The sequence below is a fragment of the Streptosporangium sp. NPDC006007 genome (assembly GCF_040614315.1).
In the GTDB taxonomy this organism is placed as follows: Bacteria; Actinomycetota; Actinomycetes; order Streptosporangiales; family Streptosporangiaceae; genus Streptosporangium.
On record NZ_JBEXUG010000019.1, the window covers coordinates 55275 to 76260 of the forward strand.

Annotated in this window: 17 protein-coding genes; 15 read left to right on the plus strand and 2 right to left on the minus strand. The window is 72.0% G+C overall.

Going from position 1 to position 20986, the window contains the following annotated elements; all coding sequences use genetic code 11:
- Positions 1–8: 8 nt before the first annotated feature.
- The 14 genes from mtnA (at position 9) to ABZ194_RS17030 (ending at position 19063) form a co-directional block, all read left to right on the plus strand.
- On the plus strand, positions 9–989 hold the full coding sequence (gene mtnA / locus ABZ194_RS16965) for an S-methyl-5-thioribose-1-phosphate isomerase (RefSeq protein WP_355597109.1): 981 nt from the start codon (positions 9–11) through the stop codon (positions 987–989).
- Between the two features lie 311 nt (positions 990–1300).
- Positions 1301–2071, plus strand: coding sequence for an N-acetylmuramoyl-L-alanine amidase (locus ABZ194_RS16970; protein WP_355597111.1), 771 nt, complete (start codon positions 1301–1303; stop codon positions 2069–2071).
- A gap of 134 nt (positions 2072–2205) precedes the next feature.
- The gene (locus tag ABZ194_RS16975; protein WP_355597113.1) at positions 2206–3969 is read left to right on the plus strand and encodes a methylmalonyl-CoA mutase family protein; all 1764 of its coding nucleotides are present in this window, start codon (positions 2206–2208) and stop codon (positions 3967–3969) included.
- Complete coding sequence (gene scpA / locus ABZ194_RS16980) at positions 3966–6143, plus strand: methylmalonyl-CoA mutase (protein WP_355597115.1); 2178 nt, start codon at positions 3966–3968, stop codon at positions 6141–6143. Before ABZ194_RS16975 ends, scpA begins: the two co-directional genes overlap by 4 nt.
- Positions 6127–7095, plus strand: a complete 969-nt coding sequence (gene meaB, locus ABZ194_RS16985; RefSeq protein ID WP_355597117.1) for a methylmalonyl Co-A mutase-associated GTPase MeaB — start codon at positions 6127–6129, stop codon at positions 7093–7095. The genes scpA and meaB overlap by 17 nt, the downstream gene beginning before the upstream one ends.
- A 622-nt stretch (positions 7096–7717) precedes the next feature.
- Positions 7718–9025, plus strand: coding sequence for a cytochrome P450 (locus ABZ194_RS16990; protein ID WP_355597119.1), 1308 nt, complete (start codon positions 7718–7720; stop codon positions 9023–9025).
- Entirely contained in the window at positions 9022–9936 is a 915-nt protein-coding gene (locus ABZ194_RS16995; protein ID WP_355597121.1) for a terpene synthase family protein, read from the plus strand. Before ABZ194_RS16990 ends, ABZ194_RS16995 begins: the two co-directional genes overlap by 4 nt.
- Positions 9933–11840, plus strand: a complete 1908-nt coding sequence (locus ABZ194_RS17000; protein WP_355597123.1) for a prenyltransferase/squalene oxidase repeat-containing protein — start codon at positions 9933–9935, stop codon at positions 11838–11840. Before ABZ194_RS16995 ends, ABZ194_RS17000 begins: the two co-directional genes overlap by 4 nt.
- A 221-nt stretch (positions 11841–12061) precedes the next feature.
- Positions 12062–14659, plus strand: a complete 2598-nt coding sequence (locus ABZ194_RS17005; protein WP_355597125.1) for a nitrate- and nitrite sensing domain-containing protein — start codon at positions 12062–12064, stop codon at positions 14657–14659.
- 96 nt (positions 14660–14755) lie between these two features.
- Positions 14756–15187 (plus strand): roadblock/LC7 domain-containing protein, encoded by a 432-nt coding sequence (locus ABZ194_RS17010; RefSeq protein WP_355597127.1) that lies wholly within the window; start codon positions 14756–14758, stop codon positions 15185–15187.
- On the plus strand, positions 15184–15570 hold the full coding sequence (locus tag ABZ194_RS17015) for a DUF742 domain-containing protein (protein ID WP_355597129.1): 387 nt from the start codon (positions 15184–15186) through the stop codon (positions 15568–15570). The genes ABZ194_RS17010 and ABZ194_RS17015 overlap by 4 nt, the downstream gene beginning before the upstream one ends.
- Positions 15551–16171 (plus strand): ATP/GTP-binding protein, encoded by a 621-nt coding sequence (locus ABZ194_RS17020; protein ID WP_355597131.1) that lies wholly within the window; start codon positions 15551–15553, stop codon positions 16169–16171. The genes ABZ194_RS17015 and ABZ194_RS17020 overlap by 20 nt, the downstream gene beginning before the upstream one ends.
- Before the next feature lie 172 nt (positions 16172–16343).
- Positions 16344–17795, plus strand: a complete 1452-nt coding sequence (locus tag ABZ194_RS17025; RefSeq protein ID WP_355597133.1) for a phosphatase PAP2 family protein — start codon at positions 16344–16346, stop codon at positions 17793–17795.
- 278 nt (positions 17796–18073) lie between these two features.
- Positions 18074–19063, plus strand: coding sequence for a hypothetical protein (locus tag ABZ194_RS17030; protein WP_355597135.1), 990 nt, complete (start codon positions 18074–18076; stop codon positions 19061–19063).
- Between the two features lie 136 nt (positions 19064–19199).
- Here the strand turns inward: ABZ194_RS17030 and ABZ194_RS17035 are convergent, their stop codons facing one another.
- Both ABZ194_RS17035 and ABZ194_RS17040 read right to left on the minus strand, forming a co-directional pair.
- Positions 19200–19478: a zf-TFIIB domain-containing protein gene (locus ABZ194_RS17035; protein WP_355597137.1), complete on the minus strand. Its 279-nt coding sequence runs from the start codon at positions 19476–19478 to the stop codon at positions 19200–19202.
- A gap of 47 nt (positions 19479–19525) precedes the next feature.
- Positions 19526–20422: a phosphotransferase gene (locus tag ABZ194_RS17040; protein ID WP_355597139.1), complete on the minus strand. Its 897-nt coding sequence runs from the start codon at positions 20420–20422 to the stop codon at positions 19526–19528.
- Between the two features lie 121 nt (positions 20423–20543).
- Here ABZ194_RS17040 and ABZ194_RS17045 point away from each other — a divergent pair, with 121 nt between their 5' ends.
- Positions 20544–20975: a nuclear transport factor 2 family protein gene (locus ABZ194_RS17045; protein ID WP_355597140.1), complete on the plus strand. Its 432-nt coding sequence runs from the start codon at positions 20544–20546 to the stop codon at positions 20973–20975.
- Positions 20976–20986: the final 11 nt, after the last annotated feature.

Genomic DNA, 20986 nt, shown 5'->3' on the forward strand with positions numbered 1-20986 from the left:
CTTGAGATATGCGGACGATCGACTGGGTTGACGGAGCCGTCGAGCTCGTGGACCAGACAGAGCTGCCCGGCAGGTTCCTCGTGCTCCGGATCGACACGGTGGACGGGCTCGTCGACGCCGTCCGGCGGCTGGCCGTACGGGGGGCTCCCGCCCTGGGCGTCGCCGGGGCCATGGGAGTGGCGCTCGCGACGCGGGGCGAACCCGATCCGGTCGCCGCCGCGGCCCGGCTGCGGGCGGCCAGGCCCACAGCGGTCAACCTCGCCTGGGGCGTCGACGAGGCGCTCAGCTGCCTGGGCGGCGGATTCGGCGCGGTTCTCGGCCGGGCGCTGCGGATCCGGGACGAGGACATCGCGGCCTGCCGGGCGATGGGGGAACGGGGCGCCGGCCTGGTGCGCGAGCTCACCGGGCGCGACCGGGTGCGGATCATGACCGTCTGCAACACCGGAGGTCTCGCCGCCGTGGAGCGCGGTACCGCCCTCGGCGTGGTGCGGACCCTGCACGAACGGGGACAGCTGACCGAGACACTGGTCCTGGAGACCCGGCCGCTCCTCCAGGGCGCCCGGCTGACGGCCTGGGAGCTCGATCGGCTGGGCGCGCCGTACCGCCTGGTCGCCGACTCCGCCGGACCGGCCCTGCTGGCCAGGGGATACGCCGACGCGGTGCTGATCGGCGCGGACCGGATCGCCGCCGACGGCGACACGGCCAACAAGATCGGCTCTTACGCCCTGGCCCTCGGCGCCCGTCGCGCGGGCGTGCCGTTCGTCGTCGTCGCCCCGGAGAGCACCGTGGACCCGGCCACCCCCACCGGGGCCGGAATCGAGATCGAGGAGCGCGACCCCGATGAGGTGCTCTCGGTGCGCGGGGTACGGCTGGCACCCGAGGGGGCCCGCGCCCTGAACCCGGCCTTCGACGTCACCCCGCACGACCTGGTCACCGCCATCGTCACCGAACGCCGGGTGATCCGGCCCGGCATGGGGGAACGCCCCTGAGACCTCCGGGGAGCGTTCGAAGGCCCGTGCGGGGGCGCCCGTGGTTCCGGGCGGCGGGCCGGAGCCCGGCGGGAGGCCGGGGAGGACGCCCGGGAAAGAGCGGACGGAGGCCTTCGAGGGCCGGACGGAGCCGGGAAAGAGGTTTGGCCGGTCGGCTCCGGGGAAAAGGACGCCCGTCCCGATACCGGCCATCCCAGGAAACTCGCGGCGCGCCGGGATACTGGTAGATCGTTTGGCGAGCCGCATCGTATGGTGATAGACGAGCTTTACGCTCTGGTTAGCATTCGTTACCCAAACCGTGGAGAAGTCTCGTGGCCATTGATCTCGTTACCCGTCGCGAGTGGGGTGCCCGGGAACCGCGTGGTTCCTACGGCCGGCTCACCTCCACCCGGGGAGCCAAGGTCCACTACACCGGCGGTCAGGTCAGCCCGGACATCGTCAGCGACCACGCCAAATGCGTCGCCATGATGAAGGCCATCCAGAAGTACCACATGGACGGCAACGGCTGGATGGACATCGGCTACTCGATGGTGGCCTGCCCGCACCGCAAGGTCTTCGAGGGCCGGGGCCCCGGCAGGCTGCCGGCCGCCAACGGCGCCGGGCTCAACAGCGACCACTACGCCGTGCTCGGCCTGGTCGGCTCCTCCGGGCTGATCCAGCCGAACGACGCCATGCTGCACGCCATCCTCGACGCCGTCGAGTATCTCCGTGCCAAGGGCGGCGCCGGCACGGAGATCAAGGGGCACCGCGACGGCTACTCCACCGACTGCCCCGGCGGCCCGCTGTACGCCTGGGTGAAGAAGGGCGCCCCCCGTCCCGGCGGCACCCCCACCACCCCGACCGCCCCGGCCCCGGTCTTCCCCGGCCGTGTCCTGAGGTATCCGCCGATCATGAAGGGTGAGGACGTCCGCACCTGGCAGGGGCAGATGAGGAAGCGCGGCTGGAAGCTCGACGTCGACGGCCTGTACGGCGAGGGCTCCCGTGAGGTCTGCCGCGCCTTCCAGCGGGAGAAGGGGCTGTCGGTCACCGGCACCGTGGACCGCGCCACCTGGGAAGCCGCCTGGAAGAAACCCGTCACCTGACCCTCGTCCGATCGCGAAGGCGCGGCCGGAGACTCCCGCGGTCCCGCGGCACCGCCACGCGGACGCGGGTCCCGCGCCCCCGACACCCGACCCCGGAATAACGTTCTGCGGCGGGGCCCCTTACTATCCGGTTCATGACGGTGCCATCTCAGGGACTTCGACCACCCGCTGACTTCCCGCCGACCACGCGGGAGCGGTGGCGTGAGCTGGCCCTCGGTGTCCTGCGGAAGTCCGGGATCGAGGCCGCCTCTCCTGAAGAGGCCCTGGCCTCCACGACCTATGACGGCGTGACCGTCGCGCCGCTCTACGACGCCTCCGATCTTCCCGGCGACCCCGGGCTGCCGGGGGCCGCTCCCTACGTCCGGGGCGCCCGTCCGGAGGGCGGGGGCTGGGACGTCAGGCAGCGGCACGAGGTGGCCGACCCCGAGGCGGTCCTCGCCGACCTGGAGAACGGTGTCACCTCGCTCTGGCTCGCCCTGGAACCCGAGGACCTGCCCCGCGTCCTCGACCGGGTCTACCTGGAGCTGATCTCGGTCACGCTGGACGCGGGTCCGCGCACCCGCGAGGCGGCCGAGGCGCTGTTCGCGGTGGCCGAGGCGAAGGAGGCGGCGGAGCGGGGGACCGGGCGGCTCGCCGGCAACCTGGGCGCCGACCCGCTGCGCGACGTGGAGACCGCGGTCGAGCTGGCCGGGCGATGTGTGGCGGGGTTCCCCGGCCTCAGGGCGATCGTGGTGGACGGCACGCCATATCACGACGCGGGCGGAAGCGACGCCGAAGAGCTCGGCTGCTCCGTCGCCGCCGGGGTCGCGGCCCTGCGGACGCTGACCGGGGCCGGGCTCACCGCCGAGGAGGCGTTCGGCCAGCTGGAGTTCCGTTACGCCGCCACCGCCGACCAGTTCCTCACCGTCGCCAAACTCCGCGCCGCGCGCCGGCTCTGGGCGCGCGTCGCCGAGGTGTGCGGGGCGGGGGCCGGGGCGGGGCAGCGGCAGCACGCGGTGACCGGCTCGGCCATGATGACCGCCCGCGACCCCTGGGTGAACATGCTCCGCACCACTCTGGCCTGCTTCGCCGCCGGGGTCGGCGGGGCCGACGCGGTGACCGTGCAGCCGTTCGACGCCTGCCTGGGACTGCCAGACGCCTTCGCCCGCCGGATCGCGCGCAACACCCACTCGCTGCTCGTCGAGGAGGCGGGGGTGGCCCGGGTGATCGACCCGGCCGGCGGATCCTGGTACGTCGAGCGGCTCACCGAGGACCTGGCGGGCGCGGCCTGGGAGTGGTTCCAGGAGATCGAGCGCGCGGGAGGAATGGCCGCGGCCCTGGAGAGCGGGCTCGTCGAGGCCCGGCTCGCCGCCACCTGGCGGCGGCGGGCGGACAACATCGCCCACCGTCGCGACCCGATCACCGGCGTGAGCGAGTTCCCCAACCTCACCGAGCGGCTCCCCGTCCGCGCCCCCCGGCCGGTCAGGGCCACGGGGGTGCGATACGCCCAGGACTTCGAGGAGCTGCGCGACCTGGCCGACGCCCAGGAGGTCCGGCCCGCTGTGTTCCTGGCGGTCATCGGCCCGCCGTCCGCCCACACGGCCAGGGCGTCGTTCGCGGCCAACCTGTTCCAGGCGGGGGGCATCGCCACCCTCACCTCCGGCGCCACCGTCGACCCCGCCCTGATCGCCGCGGCGTTCAACGCCGGCGGCGCGCGGGTCGCCTGCCTGTGCTCCAGCGACCGGCTGTACGGCGAGCACGCCGAGGCCGTGGCCGCCGCGCTGCGCGCCGCGGGTGCGAGAAGGATCTGGCTGGCGGGTAAGGGCAGGTACGCGGGCGTGGACGCCAACCTCTACGCCGGGTGCGACGCGCTCGGCGTGCTCCGCACGACCTTCGACGACCTGGAGGTGACCGGATGATCCCCGACTTCTCCGGAATCGGGCTGAGGACCGAGCCCTCGGCGCCGGATCCGGCGGGCTGGGCGCGGGCCGTGCGGGCGGCCACCGGCAGGACCCCGGACGAGCTGGTGTTCCAGACGCCCGAGGGCATCGACGTCAAACCGCTCTACACGGCCGAGGACCTGGCCGGACTCGACTTTCTGAACACCTATCCGGGGGCCGCGCCGTATCTGCGCGGGCCGTACCCGACCATGTACGTCAACCAGCCGTGGACCATCCGGCAGTACGCCGGGTTCTCCACCGCCGAGGAGTCCAACGCCTTCTACCGGCGTAACCTGGCCGCCGGGCAGAAGGGCCTGTCGGTCGCCTTCGACCTGGCCACCCACCGAGGCTACGACTCCGACCACCCGCGCGTGGCCGGGGACGTCGGCATGGCCGGGGTGGCCATCGACTCCATCTACGACATGCGGCAGCTCTTCGACGGGATCCCCCTCGACCGGATGAGCGTGTCGATGACCATGAACGGCGCGGTGCTCCCGGTGCTCGCGCTCTACATCGTGGCGGCCGAGGAGCAGGGGGTGGCGCCCGAGCAGCTCGCCGGCACCATCCAGAACGACATCCTCAAGGAGTTCATGGTCCGCAACACCTATATCTATCCGCCGGGCCCCTCAATGCGGATCATCTCCGACATCTTCTCCTACGCCAGTGAGAGGATGCCCAAGTTCAACTCGATCTCGATCTCCGGGTACCACATCCAGGAGGCCGGGGCCACCTGCGACCTGGAGCTGGCCTACACCCTCGCCGACGGGGTGGAGTATCTCCGGGCGGGCGTCGGGGCGGGCCTGGACATCGACGCCTTCGCGCCGAGGCTGTCGTTCTTCTGGTGCATCGGCATGAACTTCTTCATGGAGGTCGCCAAGCTGCGGGCCGCCCGGCTGCTCTGGGCGCGGCTGGTCTCCGGGTTCGAGGCGCGCGACCCCAAGTCGCTGTCGCTGCGGACCCACTCGCAGACCTCCGGCTGGTCGCTCACCGCCCAGGACGTCTTCAACAACGTCGTGCGCACCTGCGTCGAGGCGATGGCGGCGACCCAGGGCCACACCCAGTCACTGCACACCAACGCACTCGACGAGGCGCTGGCCCTGCCCACCGACTTCTCCGCGCGGATCGCCCGCAACACCCAGCTGCTGCTCCAGCAGGAATCCGGCACCTGCCGGGTGATCGACCCCTGGGGCGGCTCCTACTACGTGGAGCGGCTCACCCACGAGCTGGCGCGCCGGGCGTGGGAGCACATCGAGGAGGTCGAGGCCGCGGGGGGGATGGCCAGGGCGATCGACCAGGGGCTGCCGAAGCTCCGCATCGAGGAGGCCGCCGCCCGTGCCCAGGCGCGCATCGACTCGGGGCGTCAGCCGGTCATCGGTGTCAACAAGTACCGGTCCGACGCCGACGAGGCCATCGACGTGCTCAAGGTCGACAACACCTCGGTCCGCGCGCAGCAGCTCGACAAGCTCCGCCGCCTGCGCGAGGAGCGGGACGCCGGCCGGGTGAACCAGGCGCTGGAGGCGCTCACCAAGGGAGCGGCGGGCGACGGCAACCTGCTCGCGCTCTCCATCGAGGCCGCGCGGGCCAAGGCGACGGTGGGGGAGATCTCCGAGGCGCTGGAGCGGGTGTTCGGCCGGCACGCCGGCCAGATCCGCACCATATCCGGCGTCTACCGTGAGGAGGTGGGATCCGGCGTGGACGAGATCCGCGCGGCGTGCGCCGAGTTCGAGCGCCTGGAGGGCCGCCGTCCCCGCATCCTGGTGGCCAAGATGGGGCAGGACGGTCACGACCGGGGGCAGAAGGTGATCGCAACGGCCTTCGCCGACCTCGGGTTCGACGTGGACGTCGGCCCGCTCTTCCAGACGCCCGAGGAGGTCGCCCGTCAGGCGGTCGAGGCCGACGTGCACGTGGTAGGGGTCTCCTCGCTGGCGGCCGGGCATCTGACGCTGGTTCCCGCTCTCCGTGAGGCGCTCGCCGGGCTCGGCGCGGACGACGTCGTGGTCGTGGTCGGCGGCGTCATCCCGCCGGGCGACTTCGACGAGCTGCGCGCCGCCGGGGCCTCGGCCATCTTCCCGCCGGGCACCGTGATCGCCGACGCCGCCCGGGAACTGGTCGCCGATCTTCTTGTCCGGCTGGGCCATGCCGCGGACGCTTGAGGACTACGTCCAGGGGGTGAAGGGGGGTTCCCGGCTCTGGATCGCCCGGGCGATCACGCTGGTGGAGTCCTCCAGGGCCGACCATCGGGACCTGGCGCAACGGCTGCTGGTGGAGCTGACGCCGCTGGCCGGCAGGGCGCGCAGGGTGGGCGTCACGGGTGTGCCCGGGGTCGGCAAGTCCACGTTCATCGACGCGCTCGGCGTGCGTCTGACCGGGGACGGCCACCGGGTGGCCGTGCTCGCCGTCGATCCGTCGTCGACCAGGACGGGCGGCAGCGTTCTGGGGGACAAGACCAGGATGTCCCGTCTGGCCGCCGACCCGCACGCCTTCATCCGCCCCTCGCCCACCTCGGGCACCCTCGGCGGGGTGGCGAAGGCGACCCGCGAGGCGATGGTCGTGGTGGAGGCGGCGGGGTACGACGTCGTGCTCGTGGAGACCGTCGGCGTCGGCCAGTCCGAGACCGCCGTGGCCGACATGGTGGACACCTTCCTGCTGCTCGCCCTGGCGAGGACCGGCGACCAGCTTCAGGGCATCAAGAAGGGGGTGCTGGAGCTCGCCGACGTGATCGCGGTCAACAAGGCCGACGGCCCCCACGAGATGGACGCCAGGAGGGCGGCAAGGGAGCTGGCGGGGGCGCTGAGGTTGCTCCGCTCGGAGCGCGCGGTGCCGGTCCTGACGTGCAGCGGGTACGAGGGTACCGGACTGGAGGAGCTCTGGCGCCAGGTCGTCGCGCACCAGGACGCCATGGCGGCCTCCGGTGAGCTCGCCGCCCGCCGCCGTCGCCGTCAGGTCGGCTGGACCTGGTCCCTGGTGACCGACCGCCTGCTGACCATGCTCCGCGAGCATCCGGAGGTCGCCTCCATCACCGCCGAGGTCGAACATGAGGTCCAGACCGGGGCTCTGACCCCCTCCCTCGCCGCCGACCGGCTCCTGGAGGCGTTCGGGCACTGAGGCGCCGGTCTCGGGGAGGGTCCGGGACGGGTGCGCGTCGTCGCGGTTCGGGGCGGGTGGCCGGGGTGGGGGGCGCTCCGGAGGTGACCCGCGCGCCGGGGACCGGTCCGTCACCGCCCGCCGCCCCGGTGGGCCCGTCGGCGGCCGTGCGCCCGTCATCGCCGTGCGTGACCGAGATGGGGCTCGCTGACGGATTTGGTTCATGTTACGCGAATATTTGCCCCATAAAGCAAGTCATTCTAGTCATATGGAAAATATTATCGGGTTGTGACCTTGATCGCCTCCTGTGGATCATGTGATACTTCGCCCAAAGGGTTACGAAAGTCGTACAAAAGCACTCTTTGGATACGTGAGTGTGAGAAGGCGCATGGCGAGGCGCGGAAGGGTTGTCAAGGGGCTGCCGGTCGACCGGCCCTGACCGTTTTCGCGTGGGAACAGGCCACACCGGAGTGGCCGAATCCCGGAATGCGCCTCACCGCCCTGGCTCCGCCATGGGCGGTGTTCACGCTGCGTAGGTTCGCGTCGCGCGAGGTGGGAGAGCAAAGTAATGTCGATCGGTGCGGCTGCTGGAGCGTTCCGGCGCAGCAGAACAATCCCTGTCCATCGTGTCCTGCCGAGGTTCGTGAAAGATCCGGTGAACGCCCTCGCCGAGATCGGAAGGCAGGCGGGGGGCGAGGTCGTCCGCCTGGATCTGGGGCTCTTCCGCCCCTACCTGGTGACCCACCCCGACCACGTACAGCAGGTGCTCAAGTCCGACTGGACGAACTACCGGCGCGAAGGCATGTTCTGGCGGCCCCTGCGGCGCATCCTGGGCGCCAGCATCCTCGGCGAGGGAAAGCCCTGGGAGTCCAGCAGAGAGGTGCTGCAACCCCTGTTCACCAGGCGCTACATCTCCTCGATCGCCGAGGAGATGGCCAAGACCATCACCCTGCGCATCCAGGAGCTGGACCGCTACGCCCTGTCGGGGCGGCTCATCGACGCGGCCGAGGAGATGGCCGGGATCGTGAACCAGGCCGTCATCCGCGTGCTGTTCGGCGACCGGATCACCCGGGCGGACGGCGAGCGCCTCGCGCCCGCTTACGACACCGCCGCCACCTCGATCAACTTCCGGTTGCTCATGCCGTTCATGCCCTACTCCGTCCGGGTGCCCGGAGACCGGGCGTTCATGAAGGCCGTCGAGACCGTCGACGACGTGCTGTTCCCCGTCATCAGGAAGGCGCGGGCCGACCGCAGTGACAGCCTCGACGTCATCTCCGCCCTCTGCCGAGCCCGGGGAGAGGACGGCGCGGAGATCGGCGACCGGCAGATCCGCGACGACCTGGTCAGCGTCTACGGCGCGGCCTCGGAGTCCACGGCCATGACCCTGACCTGGCTGTGGCCGCTGCTGGACGCCCATCCACAGGTGGCGGAGCGGCTCTACGAGGAGATCGACCGCGTGGTCGGCACGGGGCCGGCCGTACCGGCGCACGTCCCCGAACTGCGCTACACCCGGATGGTCCTGCAGGAGTTGCTGCGGCTCTACCCGGCCGGCTGGATCTTCCCCCGGATGGCCACCAGGACCGCCGAGATCGGCGGAACGCGGGTCAAGGCGGGCGCGCAGGTGCTGATCAGCCCATACGCCACCCACCGGCTGGACGGGTTCTGGGAGCGCCCGCTGGAGTTCGACCCGGAGCGTTTCGCGCCCGAGGGGCAGGAGCGCAGGCACAAGTACTCCTACTTCCCCTTCGGCGGCGGACCGCACCAGTGTCTCGGCCAGCACCTGTTCTACGTGGAGGCGCCGCTCCTGGTCGCCGCCATCCTGAGCCGGTTCCGCCCGACGCTCGCCACCGCGGGGCCGTTCACGCCGTCTCCCGCCGCCTCGCTGAGGCCCAGGGAGAAGATCGCGCTCAAGCTCGTCCCGGTCCGCCGCGCCATGGGAGAGGCACTGTGACGGCCCCCTGCGACCTCGCCTCCTCCGACCTCGCCCCCTGCGACCTCGCCTCTGCGGCCACCGCCGCGGAGTGCGGGGCGGTCTGCGCCGTGGCCGGACAGTCCCAGCGCGGCATGCGCGAATGGGCGGCGGCCTACCCCGAGCTGTTCGCGGCCAAGCCGTTCGACCCGGCCCTCTACAGCACGCTCTCGCTGGCCATGGCGTTCAGCGGGCCCTGGTTCACCGCCGAGCAGTTGCGGATGGCCAACAAGGCCACCCTGTGGGCGTTCGGGCTGGACTGGCTGGTCGACTACGTCGTGACCTGCCCACAGGAGGTGGACGACCTCGCGCGGCGGTGCCTGGAGGTGGCCGGTGGCGCCCCGCCGCTCCCAGGCGACGATCTCACCCGCATGCTGGCCGACATTCGCGACGAGCTCGCCGCCTCCCCCGCCTTCCCGGTGCTCGGGCCGGTCTGGCGCGAGGAGCTCCGGCGGATGCTGGCCGCGATGCTGGAGGAGTGGCGCTGGAAGACCGCCAAGGTCCGCCCGACGTTCGAGGAGTACCTCGGCAACGCCGACAACCTCGGCTTCTCCTTCGTCTTCGCCGCCCACCGGCTGCACACCGCCGGTCCGGACGTCACCGCCGGTCCTGATCCGATCACCGAGGCCGGCCGGGCGGTGCAGCGGGTGATCCGGCTCCTCAACGACCTGGGCACCTACGAACGGGACGTGACCTGGGGAGACCTCAACGCCCTGCTGCTCGGCCCCACCCGCCCCGAGGTCGAGCGGCACGTCGCCGAGCTCGCCGTCCGGAGCCGGGAGCTGATCGCCCCACTCCGGGCGGACCACCCGGAGGTGGCCGGCTACCTCGAACGGCAGATGGACTTCTGCGCCGGTTTCTATCGGTTCGGTGACTACTGGGGCACCCTGTGAGCATCGACGACCTCCTCCGGTCCGATACGGTGCCGCGGGTCACGGGTACGGCACGGCGGGCGGTTCTCCCGGAGATCGACGTGATCGCCGAGGCCCGTGAGCTGGTCGAGGGTCTGCTGGCCGAGCCGTGGGGTCAGGTCTCGGCCTCGCCGTACGAGACCGGGCGGCTGGTGAGCCTGACCCCGTGGCTGGCCGGTCACGCCCGGCGCGTCGGGTTCCTGCTGGCCGCCCAGCGGCCGGACGGCGGCTGGGGAGCCCCCGGCGGATACGCCCTGGTTCCCACCCTCAGCGCGACCGAGGCGCTCCTCGCGGAGACGCGGCGCGAGCCCCCCGGCCACGGGGGCGGTCTCGCGGCCGTGGGGGCGCGGCGGGGGCTGGGGGCGCTGCGCCGCTGGCGGGGCGGGCCGGTCTCGCGTGACCTGCCCGACATGCCGGCGATCGAGCTCATCGTGCCGGCCCTGACGGCCATGATCAACAACCATCTGGAGGCGCTGGGGGAGAGAAGGCCGCTGGAACCTCCGGCGGGCATGGACGGCGCGAAGCTGTCGATGATCCGGGCACGGCTGGCCTCGGGCGCGACGGTCCCGCGCAAACTGCTGCACGCGCTGGAGGTGGCGGGTGAGACGGCGGCCGGGGCCGCCGGGGTCACGCCGTGCCCGATCGAGGACTTCGGGGCGCTCCCCGAGGTCCCGCCCGCGAGGTCGGACGGAGATCCGCCGGGCGGCACGGAGCCGGGCGGGGCGCAGGCGGCAGGGGAGCCGGGCGGGGCCCGTGCGCCGACGGCCGCCGCGGTCGGAGCGTCACCCGCGGCCGGGGCCGCGTGGCTCGGTGAGGCGGGGGCGTTCGACGGGAGCTCCCCGGTGCGGCGTTACCTGGAGGCGGTGGTGAACCGGTCCGGTGGCCCGGTGCCCTGCGCCATCCCCGTCACCGTGTTCGAACGCGGCTGGACGCTGAGCTGGCTGCGGCGCGCGGGCATCCCGGTGACCGTACCCGGCGAGTTGGTGGAGAGCCTGGAACGCGCGATCGGCCCGGGCGGCACCGCGGCGGGGGCGGGCCTGCCACCGGACTCCGACACCACCTCCGTCGGGCTGTACGCCCTTGCGCTGCTGGGCGTGCCCCGCGAGCCCGGCTGCCTCTGGGCGTACGAGGTGGACACCCATTTCTGCACCTGGCAGGGGGAGGAGGGAGCCTCGCCGACGGTCAACGCGCACGTGCTCGACGCCTTCGGCGAGCACCTGCGCCGCACCGCCGGCCCATCCGGTGACACCGGGCGTTACGCCATCGCCGTGGGCAAGCTGTCGGCGTGGCTGCGCGGCTGCCAGCGGGCCGACGGGAGCTGGATGGACCGGTGGCACGCCTCGCCCTACTACGCTACGGCCTGCTGCGCGCTCGCTCTGGAGGACTACGGCGGCGAGGGGGCGGCGGGCGCCGTGCGCGGAGCCGTTCGGTGGCTGCTGGACACCCAGCGCGAGGACGGATCCTGGGGGCGGTGGGCGGGGACGGCGGAGGAGACCGCCTACGCCCTGCAGACCCTGCTGCTGACGGATCCGTCCGCCCGGCCGGGGCCGGCGGACGGCCCCGCCCCGCCGGGACCGGTCCCGGCGGATTCGGTGGGCGGGGAGCGCCGCGCGCGGGCGGTGGAGCGAGGGTATCGCAGCCTGCTGGACTCGGTCACCGAGCGTGGCGCGCCGATCGACGCTCCGGCACTCTGGCACGACAAGGACCTGTATGTGCCCGGAGCGATCGTCAGGGCGGCGATCCTGGGAGCGCTCCATCTGGCGCGGCGCGCACTGTCCCTCCCGGCACCCGTCGCGCCGTCCTCCACACTGTCCGTCATGCCCCCCGGCGTGCCGTACCCGCTGGCAGGGGCTCCTGCGGAGGGGTGGGGCCGCGACTCGCGATAACGGAGAGTGACTGAAATATGTCACAGAATTTTGGTCGGAGAAAAGGACAGACCGCCCCATCTGGTCAATCTTGCCTTGAGTGTATTTGGGGAGATTGCTAGGGTTCTGCGGGTGCGTTGCTGGATGCCGCCAACGGTGCGATGTGGCGTTGATTTGTTCACACACATTGATTGCCGTGAAAAGTAATGTGACTTTCTTTCACTTTCACCAGGATGGGTGCTATGCGCTTGCGCAACGCGCGTTTGCGGACCAAGGTCACGGCACTGCTGGTGTCACTTATCGCGCTCTGGGCCTTCACCGCGTGGGTGACGGTCCGTGAGGGCGTCAACATGCTCGGCGTGGCCAAGCTCGACTCGGGCGTGGCGGAACCGAGCGAGCGGCTGCTGGTCGAGCTGCAGTCCGAGCGGCGGCTCAGCCTGATCTACCTGGCCGAGCCCCGCTCCACCCGTCAGCAGCGCGAGTCGCTGAGCGCGCAGCGTAAGCGGACCGAGGCGGCCGGAGCCAACTTCCGGAAGCTCGCGAGCGGTGGTGACGTGCGGTGGCTGGGAGGCGCGGCCCTCAACCGCCGGATCGGCGAAACGTTCCAGAAACTGAACGGCCTCGGCGGCGGCCGTAAGGCCATCGACGCCGGGACGTTGGACCGGATCCGGGCCGCCGATTTGTTCACCGACGTCATCGAGTCCCTGTACCGCATCTACGACTCCATGGCGACGCTGGATGACGTGGCGATCGCCAAGGACACCCGTACGGTCATCGAGCTGAGCCGGGCCAGAGAGGTCCTCGCCCAGGAGGACGCCCTGGCGGCCGGCGCCCTGACGGCCGGCCGCTTCACCGACGCCGAGCGCGCCCTGTTCGCACAGATCGTCGGAACCCGGCGGTTCATCCTCCAGGAGGCCGTGGCCGAGCTGCCCGCGGCCGACCGGGAGCTCTGCCAGCGGCTGATCGAGAGCGAGGCGTTCGCCCGCATGCGCGGCATGGAGGAACAGCTCATGCGGGGCGCCCCGGCCGCTCCCGCGGGGACCGCCAACCCCACCAGCCCGGTCAACCCCACCAGCTCGACCACCCCCGCCAACCCGATCACCTCCGCCAGCCCGGCGACCCCGGTCGGCCCGGCCGAGTCCGTCGACGCCCGGCAGTGGACCTCCGCCTCCCAGCCCGTGCTGACGAAGCTGATGGAGGTGGTGCTCTCCGCGGGAGACGGGATCGTCGAGCGGGCCACCCCGGTCGCGGTCGGCGTCATCGTACGGCTCTCGCTGGCCGGTGGTCTAGGGCTGCTGGCCGTCATCGCCTCGATCGTCCTGTCCATCACCACCGCGCGGGCCCTGGTCCAGCAGCTCGACAAGCTGCGCGTCGCGGCATGGGACCTCGCCAACGAGCGACTGCCCTCGGTGGTGGACCGGATCGGTCACGGGCAGGAGGTGGACGTCGCGGCCGAGGCGCCGCCGCTGGAGTTCGGCAACGACCAGATCGGTCACGTCGGCCAGGCGTTCAACGCCGTGCAGCAGACCGCCATCAAGGTCGCGGTCGAGCAGGCTCAACTGCGGCGTGACATCGCCGACATCCTGCGCAATCTCGCCCGCCGTACCCAGTCGCTCGTCCACCGTCAGCTGAGTGTGCTGGACGTCATGGAGCGGCGTGAGAACGACCCGCAGGAACTCCGCGACCTGTTCCGGCTCGACCACCTGGCCACTCGGATGCGACGTTACGCGGAGAACCTCCTGGTGCTCTCCGGCGCGGCACCCGGTCGCGCGTGGCGCGACTCGGTGCCGATGATCGACGTCGTCCGCGGCGCGCTGGCCGAGATCGAGGACTACACCCGGGTGGACGTGCTCCCCCTGGGAGACGTCGCGCTGGACGGCCGGGCGGTGAGCGACGTCATCCACCTGGTCGCCGAACTGGTCGAGAACGCCGCCTCCTTCTCCCCGCCCTACACCACGGTGCAGGTAAGCGGGTACGCCGTGGCCCACGGATATGCCCTGGAGGTCGAGGACCGGGGCCTGGGCATGAGCCCGGAGGACATCGCCGGGGCCAACGAGCGGATCGCCAACCCGCCCGAGCTCAAACTGGGGGGCAACGCCCGGCTGGGGCTGTACGTGGTCAGCCGGCTGGCGGAACGCCACGACATCCGGGTGACGTTCAAGGCCTCGCCGTACGGCGGCACGACGGTCGTCGTCCTGCTCCCGCAGGATCTGGTCGGCGAGCAGCGGGATTCCGAGGCCGAGGGGGGCGCGGCCGTGCCGCAGCCCCGAGCGGTGAACGCCGGCGTGATGGCCGGTGGGGCGCCCACGACCGGGACCCGCGATCGGGGGGCCGATCCGCTGGGTGTCACCGGTGTCAGATCGACCGGCAGGAAGGAGAAGGCCATCGACCAGTCCGTCCAGGCGATGTCGTCCGATGGGTGGGAGGCCGCGCTGGCCGCGGGCCGTCACGCGCCCGGCGGCGCTCCCGAGGCGCTCGGCGACCCCGGTCTCCCCAGGGTGTCCGGTGCTCCCGCCGCGCCGGGTGTCTCCGGCGGCGGGGACGGTCCCGGTGATCCCGTGGTCCCGCTCCCTCTCGTGCTGCCCCCGCCCGACACCAGTCACACGCCGGGGGGCCTCCCCCGCCGTATCCCGCAGACCCATCTCGCGACCCCGCTCCAGGAGGGGGACGCGCCCGCTCCCGAGCCCATCCCCGACGACGGCGACGACGACCGCTCACCCGAGGAGATCCGCGCGGCCATGGCCTCCTTCCAGGAGGGCACCCGCCGAGGTCGCTCCGACGCCGCCGACCTGCTCGACCAGGAGGGGAAACGTACCAACGGCCGCAGACCCCATATGTGACGCCAGTGATGATCTCGAATCGCGCGTGCCGGCCCGGCGCCGACGAGCCGCTAGAGGCCGCCGGCCGAACGCCCGCCGGCAGAAAGAGGACAACGAGTGGTGCAGGGAACAGGATCTTTCACCGATCTGGCCTGGTTGCTGGACGATCTGGTCGCCCGGGTGGAAGAGGCCGAGCACGGAATCGTCTTCTCCACCGACGGCCTGCTGTTGGCGGCGTCGGCGAGGTTCGACCGGGCCGACGCAGAACACCTGGCCGCCGTCGGCTCGGCGATCCAGAGCCTGGGCAGGGGGGTCAGCGATCGGGTCAGCGGCGGCGCGGTGCGCCAGACCATCATCGAGATGCGCTCCGCCTACCTGATCGTGAGCGCGGCGGGGCAGGGCGCCTGCCTGGCCGTGCTCTGCACGCAGGAGGCCGACGTCGGCCTGGTCGCCTACGAGATGGCCATGCTCGTCACCCGGGTCGGCCAGTACCTCATCTCGCCCCCCCGGGCCACGGACTCCGTCGTGAAGGACGACGTTCCGCGATGAACCCCTTCGAAGAGCGATCCGACACGCAGTGGGTGGGCGACGAGGCCGGGCCGATCGTCCGGCCGTACGTCCTCACCCGCGGCAGGACCGAACCGGCGCGCGGCAGGTTCGATCTCATCACCCTCGCGGTGACCGTCCGCTCCATCCCGTCCAAGGAGGCGGGCCTCGATCCCGAGTGTCTCGCCATCGTGAAGCTCTGCCGCCAGCCGCAGTCGGTGGCCGAGATCGCCGCGCACACGAACCTTCCGGCAGGCACCGTCCGTGTCCTGCTCAGCGACCTGCTCGAACAGGGGTTCATCGCTCTGCAGGAGCCCCATACGGAGACGGACATGCACGACGAGAGGCTGTACAGGGCGGTGCTCGATGGACTCCGTGCGCTCTAGCCGCGACGCCGGGCGGATCAAGCTGCCCAAGGCGATCAAGATCCTGGTCGCGGGCGGCTTCGGGGCCGGCAAGACCACCATGGTCGGCGCGGTCTCCGAGATCCAGCCGCTGCGCACCGAGGAGACGCTGACCGACAGGGGTGTCGGGGTCGACGACCTGTCCGGGGTGGAGGCCAAGCAGACCACCACGGTGGCGATGGACTTCGGACGCATCACCATCGGCGAGGCGTACCGGCTCTACCTTTTCGGAACCCCGGGGCAGGAGCGGTTCTGGTTCCTCTGGGACGAGCTGGCCCTGGGCGCGCTGGGTGCCGTCGTCCTCGCCGACACGCGCAGGCTGGCCGACTGTTTCCCCTCGCTGGACTACTTCGAGCGGCGCCAGACGCCCTTCATCGTCGCGGTCAACTGCTTCGACGGAGCCCGCCGCTACGACCTCGACGAGGTACGGCTCGGCCTGACCCTCCACCCGGACATTCCGATCGTGCTGTGCGACGCCCGGGAGCGGGAGTCGGGCAAGAGAGTGCTGATCGCCCTGGTCGAGCACGCGATGAAGGTGCGCCTCGGCACGTCGGCGACCACCGGAGAGACGGCGGCCCGCTGACGGAACGCCCGTCCGCCCGCCCGCGCGGTCGTCCCGCCCCGTCCCGTCTCGGTGACCGCCGCCTTTCGGCGGAGTGACGGCGGGGGCGGGAAGGGGACGCCCACCGGGTATCGGAGTATGCGACAGGACTAGGTTTCCGTGCGGGTACCCGGCGTTGCGAGGAGCGTGGGAAATGCGGTTGATGTCGCGGCTGGGCAGGATGGACCGGCGGCTCTTCGCCGCGGTGGCGGATGCGAGGCTCGCCGGTGTCGAGCGTCTCCTGCCCGCCCTGTCGCGGGCGGCGGACAACTCGCTGCTCTGGGCCGGGCTCGCCGCCGCGTGCGCGGTCAGCGGGCGGCGGCCCCTGCGCCGCGCCGCCACCAGGGGGCTGCTCGCGGTCAGCCTGGCCAGCCCGCTGGTGAACCTGGTCGGAAAACAGATCTTCCGCCGCTCCAGACCCTCGTCGGAGGGTCTCCCGCTGACGCGGCTGATCAAGGTGCCCTCGTCGGCGTCGTTCCCGTCCGGCCACTCGGCCTCGGCGGCGGCGTTCGCCACCGCCGTGGCCATGGAGGCGCCGCTCGCGGTGACCGCCCCCGTGACGCTGCTCGCCGCCGCGGTCTGCTTCTCCCGCGTCTACACCGGCGTGCACTACCCGGGCGACGTCCTCGCCGGAGCCACGGTCGGTGTCGCGACCGGCCTGCTCACCCGGCGGATCTGGCCTCGCGCCGCCGAGGCCGGGCAGGCCCGGGCCGCCGTCACCGCGCCCTCGGCCCGCTTCGACCCAGGTGGAGCCGGGGTGGTCGCGGTGGTGAACGACGCGGCCGGGAACGGCGCGGGAACCGCGGGGCTGTTGCGTGAGGCGCTGCCCGGGGCCGAGGTCGTCGAGCCGGACCCGCAGGCCGATCTGCGGCCCGTGATGCGCGAGGCCGCCACACGCGCCGTGGTGCTCGCGGTGGCCGGTGGCGACGGCACCGTGGCCTGCGCCGTACGGGAGGCGCTGGCGGCCGGGGTCCCGCTGCTGGTCGTGCCCGCGGGGACCCTCGACCACTTCGCCCGTACACTCGGCCTGCAGACCGCGGGCGACGCCGTGGGGGCCTACCGGACCGGGGAACTCGCCGCCGTCGATGTGGGCGAGGTGGCGGGAGGCGTCTTCGTCAACACCGCCAGCCTGGGCCTCTACCCCGAGCTGGTGGACCGCAGGGAACGGCTTCAGGGCCGGATCGGCAAGTGGCCCGCCCTGCTGTGGGCCATGGCCGAGGTGCTCGGCCCCGGAGGCGCGAGCCCCGTCGACCTCGTCGTCGACGGCGTGCCCAGGCGGGTCTGGCTGGTGTTCGTCGGTAACTGCGGCTACGACTCACGTGGCGCGGTGCCTACCAGGCGGCAACGTCTGGAGGACGGTCTGCTGGACATTCGCGTGCTCGCCGCCGCCGGCCGGCTGCCCAGGACCCGCGCGTTCCTCACCGTGATGACCGCCGGCCTCGGCCTGTCGCGTCACTACCGGCGGTGGCGGGCCGACACACTGCGGATCTCCTCACCGTCCGGTCCGGTACGGCTGGCGCGCGACGGTGAGACGTGTACCGTGCCCGGGGATCTGGACTTCACCAAACGCCCCCGGTCGCTCCTGGTGATCCGCCCGGCCGGCTAGGCGTTCCGCCGCCGCGGCCCGGTAAACGCTTTCTCTGATATCGCGGTAAATGACGATATTTTAGTGGAAAATGCTTTATTTTGCCGGTGGTGGGCGATCGGCCGTCGTGCGGGCGGTGGCCGCGACAGTGCGCCTCGACGGACGCGCTGTCGTGTTCCCGACGCGCCGGGCCCTTGACATGTCCCTGACCTGCCTCTCGCGAGGAGGGGCGGTCCCCCGGAAACACGGCCCGGTTCCGGGCGTTTGACGGGTCGTTGTCGATCAGGCGATAGTGAGGCGTGACTGCCCCCCGACTGCTCTCCTGCGCTGTGGTCACCATGCTGACCCTGAGCGCCTGCACCTTCAACGGCCCCGCCGAGCCCGTGGTCGGCCCGGCCACCGCGGGCGGTGTGGTGGGGTCGGCGCAGGGGACCGGTGGCGAGCCGCCCACCTCCCCCTCCACCGGTTCGCCCACCACGGTGGACCTGACCCCCGAGGCGTACCGGGCCGAGCTCGACAGGGCGCGCGGCCCCATCAGGGACGCGCTCGGAAAGCTGAACGCGACCGGCGGCAAGGGGCTCGACCGGCGGCTGGAACAGACGGTCACCACCCTGGAGGGCGCGGTCGCCGGCCTGGAGGCCCTGGCCCCGCCGGCCGAGATCAAGATCCCGCACGGCAACTACGTTGGCACGCTCCGGCGGTTCACCGGCATGCTGGCCGGCGCCCAGGGGGACGTGCGGGCCCAGGAGGTCTGCACCGGGGCCGGCGTGCTGACGGGGCTGGAGGAGACGGGCCAGGTGTCGCCTCTTCTGCAGAGCGCGGCCGCCCTGGCCGACCTGGGGGAGTACCGCACCGATGTCGTGCCGGTGAAGGTCTCGGAGAAGAGGTCCCGCCGCCTGCGCAACGGCGCCTTCATCAAGTCCGAGGGCCGCCCCGGGCGCGCCTACCTCGAACTGAGGAACGGCAACAGGCAGGACGCGGTCGTCGTGCTGGTACGCGGCAAGAAGAAGGTGATCACCGTCTACGTCCGCAGGAAGTCGAAGTTCAGGGTCCAGGGCGTACGGGACGGAAAGTACAACATCTACTACACCGTCGGCACCGACTGGGACTCCAAGGTGCGCGGCTTCACCCGGTCGTGCACCTTCGAGCAGTTCGGCAAGTCCGTGCTGTTCAGAACGGTGCACACCGCGACCCAGGTCCGCTGGACCGACTGGACCATCACCCTCAACGCCGTCGCGGGCGGCAACGTACGGCCCAAGCGCATCAAGCCGGGCGACTTTCCCGGCTGACCCGCAGCCCCGCCCGCCGCCGGGAGGGACCGGCGGGGCGGGCCCGGGGCCGCCGGAGACCCGCGGGGAGGAGCCGGAGACGAGAAGACCGCGATCCCGGTGGTGAGATCGCGGCCTCGGTGTCCCCCCGGTCGGATCAGGACGAGAACAGCATGCCCACCCAGCTGCGCTGGCGGTGGTGACCGTAGTGGCCGTGCTGCGCGCCCCAGCCGGGGGCGCCGTGGTGCATCGGCGGGGGCGGCGGAGGCGGCGGGGGAGCCGCGTGGCGCTGCTGGGACCACTGGCTCTCCATCCGGGTCAGCGTCTCAAGCTCGCCATAGTCCAGGAAGATGCCGCGACAGCTGTCGCACTGGTCGATGTGGACGCCGTTGCGCTCGTAAGTACGCATCGCGCCCCGACACTTCGGGCACTGCATCTGGCTGATCTCCTTGTTCCCGGGGTTGTCGTTGACGTAACCACAACCTACTGCGTGGGCACACTATGGCAGGCGCTTCGGAACCGGACAATCCTTTGGCAGGTATCGACGAGGATCTGCTCGACCTCGTCCAGTGGCCGCCCCTCCCGCTCGGCCTTGGCCACCGCCGCCGCCGTGAGCTGCACGGTCACCGCCTGCGCCGGCAGGTCCAGCCGCTCCCACGGGTCGCCGTCCGCTCCGGCGGCGTGCCCGCCCGCCATGCGGTACGCCGTGAGGAAGCGGTACCAGACCTCCGGCTCCAGCAGCCCGGCGGCGAACCAGGCGGCGGGTCTGGCCAGGTCCCAGGCGGGGTCGCCGATCCCCAGGTCGTCGACGTCGATGAGGATCCACTCGCCCCGGATCCGGACCATCTGGCCCAGGTGCCAGTCGCCGTGCGCCGGCGTGGCCGGACCGGGCGGGGCCGGGGGCAGGCAGGCCAGGGCCCGGCGCACGACGAGCCCCGCGGCCGAGCCGTGCTCCAGCCGGGAGACCATCGCGGCCACCCGGGCCGGGCCGCCCGCCGGGGGCAGCGGGGGCAGCGTCCGCGCCGGCACGGCGTGCAGCCGCGCCAGCAGCCGCGCCGCCGCCTCCCAGGGGGCCGCGTCCGGATCGTGATGGTCCACCGGGGTCCCGGCCGGCCACACGGTGACCAGCCGGTCACCGACGACCGTGACCTCCTCGGTCAGCGGTTCAAGCATGATCTCGCGCAGCGCCGGCTCCGCGACCGCGTGCATCCGCCGCACCAGCGGCGCCCGCTCCGCCCCGGGGGAGTGGGCCTTCACCACGACGGATCCGGCCCGCACGATGATCACGTCCGGCCTGGTCGGCAGCACCTCCGCGGGGGCCGAGCCGTACCGGACGGCGAGGCGCCGGAGCTCGCCGATCAGATCGTCGCTGTCGCTCATCCGGCAAGTGAACCACCGATCGCGGCGCCGCCGTACGGGGGCCTGAGCACAGGCCTGCCTCGCCGGGGTGAACGGGCCGGAGGCCCTCGCGCCTTTACCGCGCGTTTAGTTGGATATGGGGATGAGAGAACGGGAGATCGCGGACCGGCTGGAGATCGGCGACCTGCTCGCCAAGTACGCCTACGCCGTGGACAACGGGGACTGGGCGCGGCTCGACCTCGTGTTCACCGCGGACGCGGTGATCGACTACACCGCGTCCGGCGGTGTCCGCGGTAACCGGGACGAGGCGCGGAGGTGGCTGGCCGAGACGCTGTCACGCTGGCCGGGGCGTCATCACCTGATCGGGGTGCCGGTCATCAGGTTCGAGGGAGACGAGGCCGTGGTCACGGTCTCGTTCACCGGCACGCTCACGCGGTCCAGAAGCGCGGTCCCCGGCGGCGAGGCCGGGCTTGTCCGCGGCGGCGGGTGGTATCACCACCGCCTGATCCGCACCCCCTACGGCTGGCGCAGCAGGGAACTGGTCGAGGAACAGTCCTGGCGCGTCGAGCGGTAGAGCGGTGCGGT

Excerpts from the sequence above, each read along its gene's own strand:
- scpA (WP_355597115.1), top strand. The coding sequence starts at position 3,966 with ATGATCCCCGACTTCTCCGGAATCGGGCTGAGGACCGAGCCCTCGGCG.
- ABZ194_RS16975 (WP_355597113.1), top strand. The coding sequence starts at position 2,206 with ATGACGGTGCCATCTCAGGGACTTCGACCACCCGCTGACTTCCCGCCG.
- ABZ194_RS17040 (WP_355597139.1), bottom strand. The coding sequence starts at position 20,422 with ATGAGCGACAGCGACGATCTGATCGGCGAGCTCCGGCGCCTCGCCGTC.
- meaB (WP_355597117.1), top strand. The coding sequence starts at position 6,127 with ATGCCGCGGACGCTTGAGGACTACGTCCAGGGGGTGAAGGGGGGTTCC.
- ABZ194_RS17015 (WP_355597129.1), top strand. The coding sequence starts at position 15,184 with ATGAACCCCTTCGAAGAGCGATCCGACACGCAGTGGGTGGGCGACGAG.
- ABZ194_RS17020 (WP_355597131.1), top strand. The coding sequence starts at position 15,551 with ATGGACTCCGTGCGCTCTAGCCGCGACGCCGGGCGGATCAAGCTGCCC.
- mtnA (WP_355597109.1), top strand. The coding sequence starts at position 9 with ATGCGGACGATCGACTGGGTTGACGGAGCCGTCGAGCTCGTGGACCAG.
- ABZ194_RS17045 (WP_355597140.1), top strand. The coding sequence starts at position 20,544 with ATGAGAGAACGGGAGATCGCGGACCGGCTGGAGATCGGCGACCTGCTC.
- ABZ194_RS17025 (WP_355597133.1), top strand. The coding sequence starts at position 16,344 with ATGCGGTTGATGTCGCGGCTGGGCAGGATGGACCGGCGGCTCTTCGCC.
- ABZ194_RS17035 (WP_355597137.1), bottom strand. The coding sequence starts at position 19,478 with ATGCAGTGCCCGAAGTGTCGGGGCGCGATGCGTACTTACGAGCGCAAC.
- ABZ194_RS17005 (WP_355597125.1), top strand. The coding sequence starts at position 12,062 with ATGCGCTTGCGCAACGCGCGTTTGCGGACCAAGGTCACGGCACTGCTG.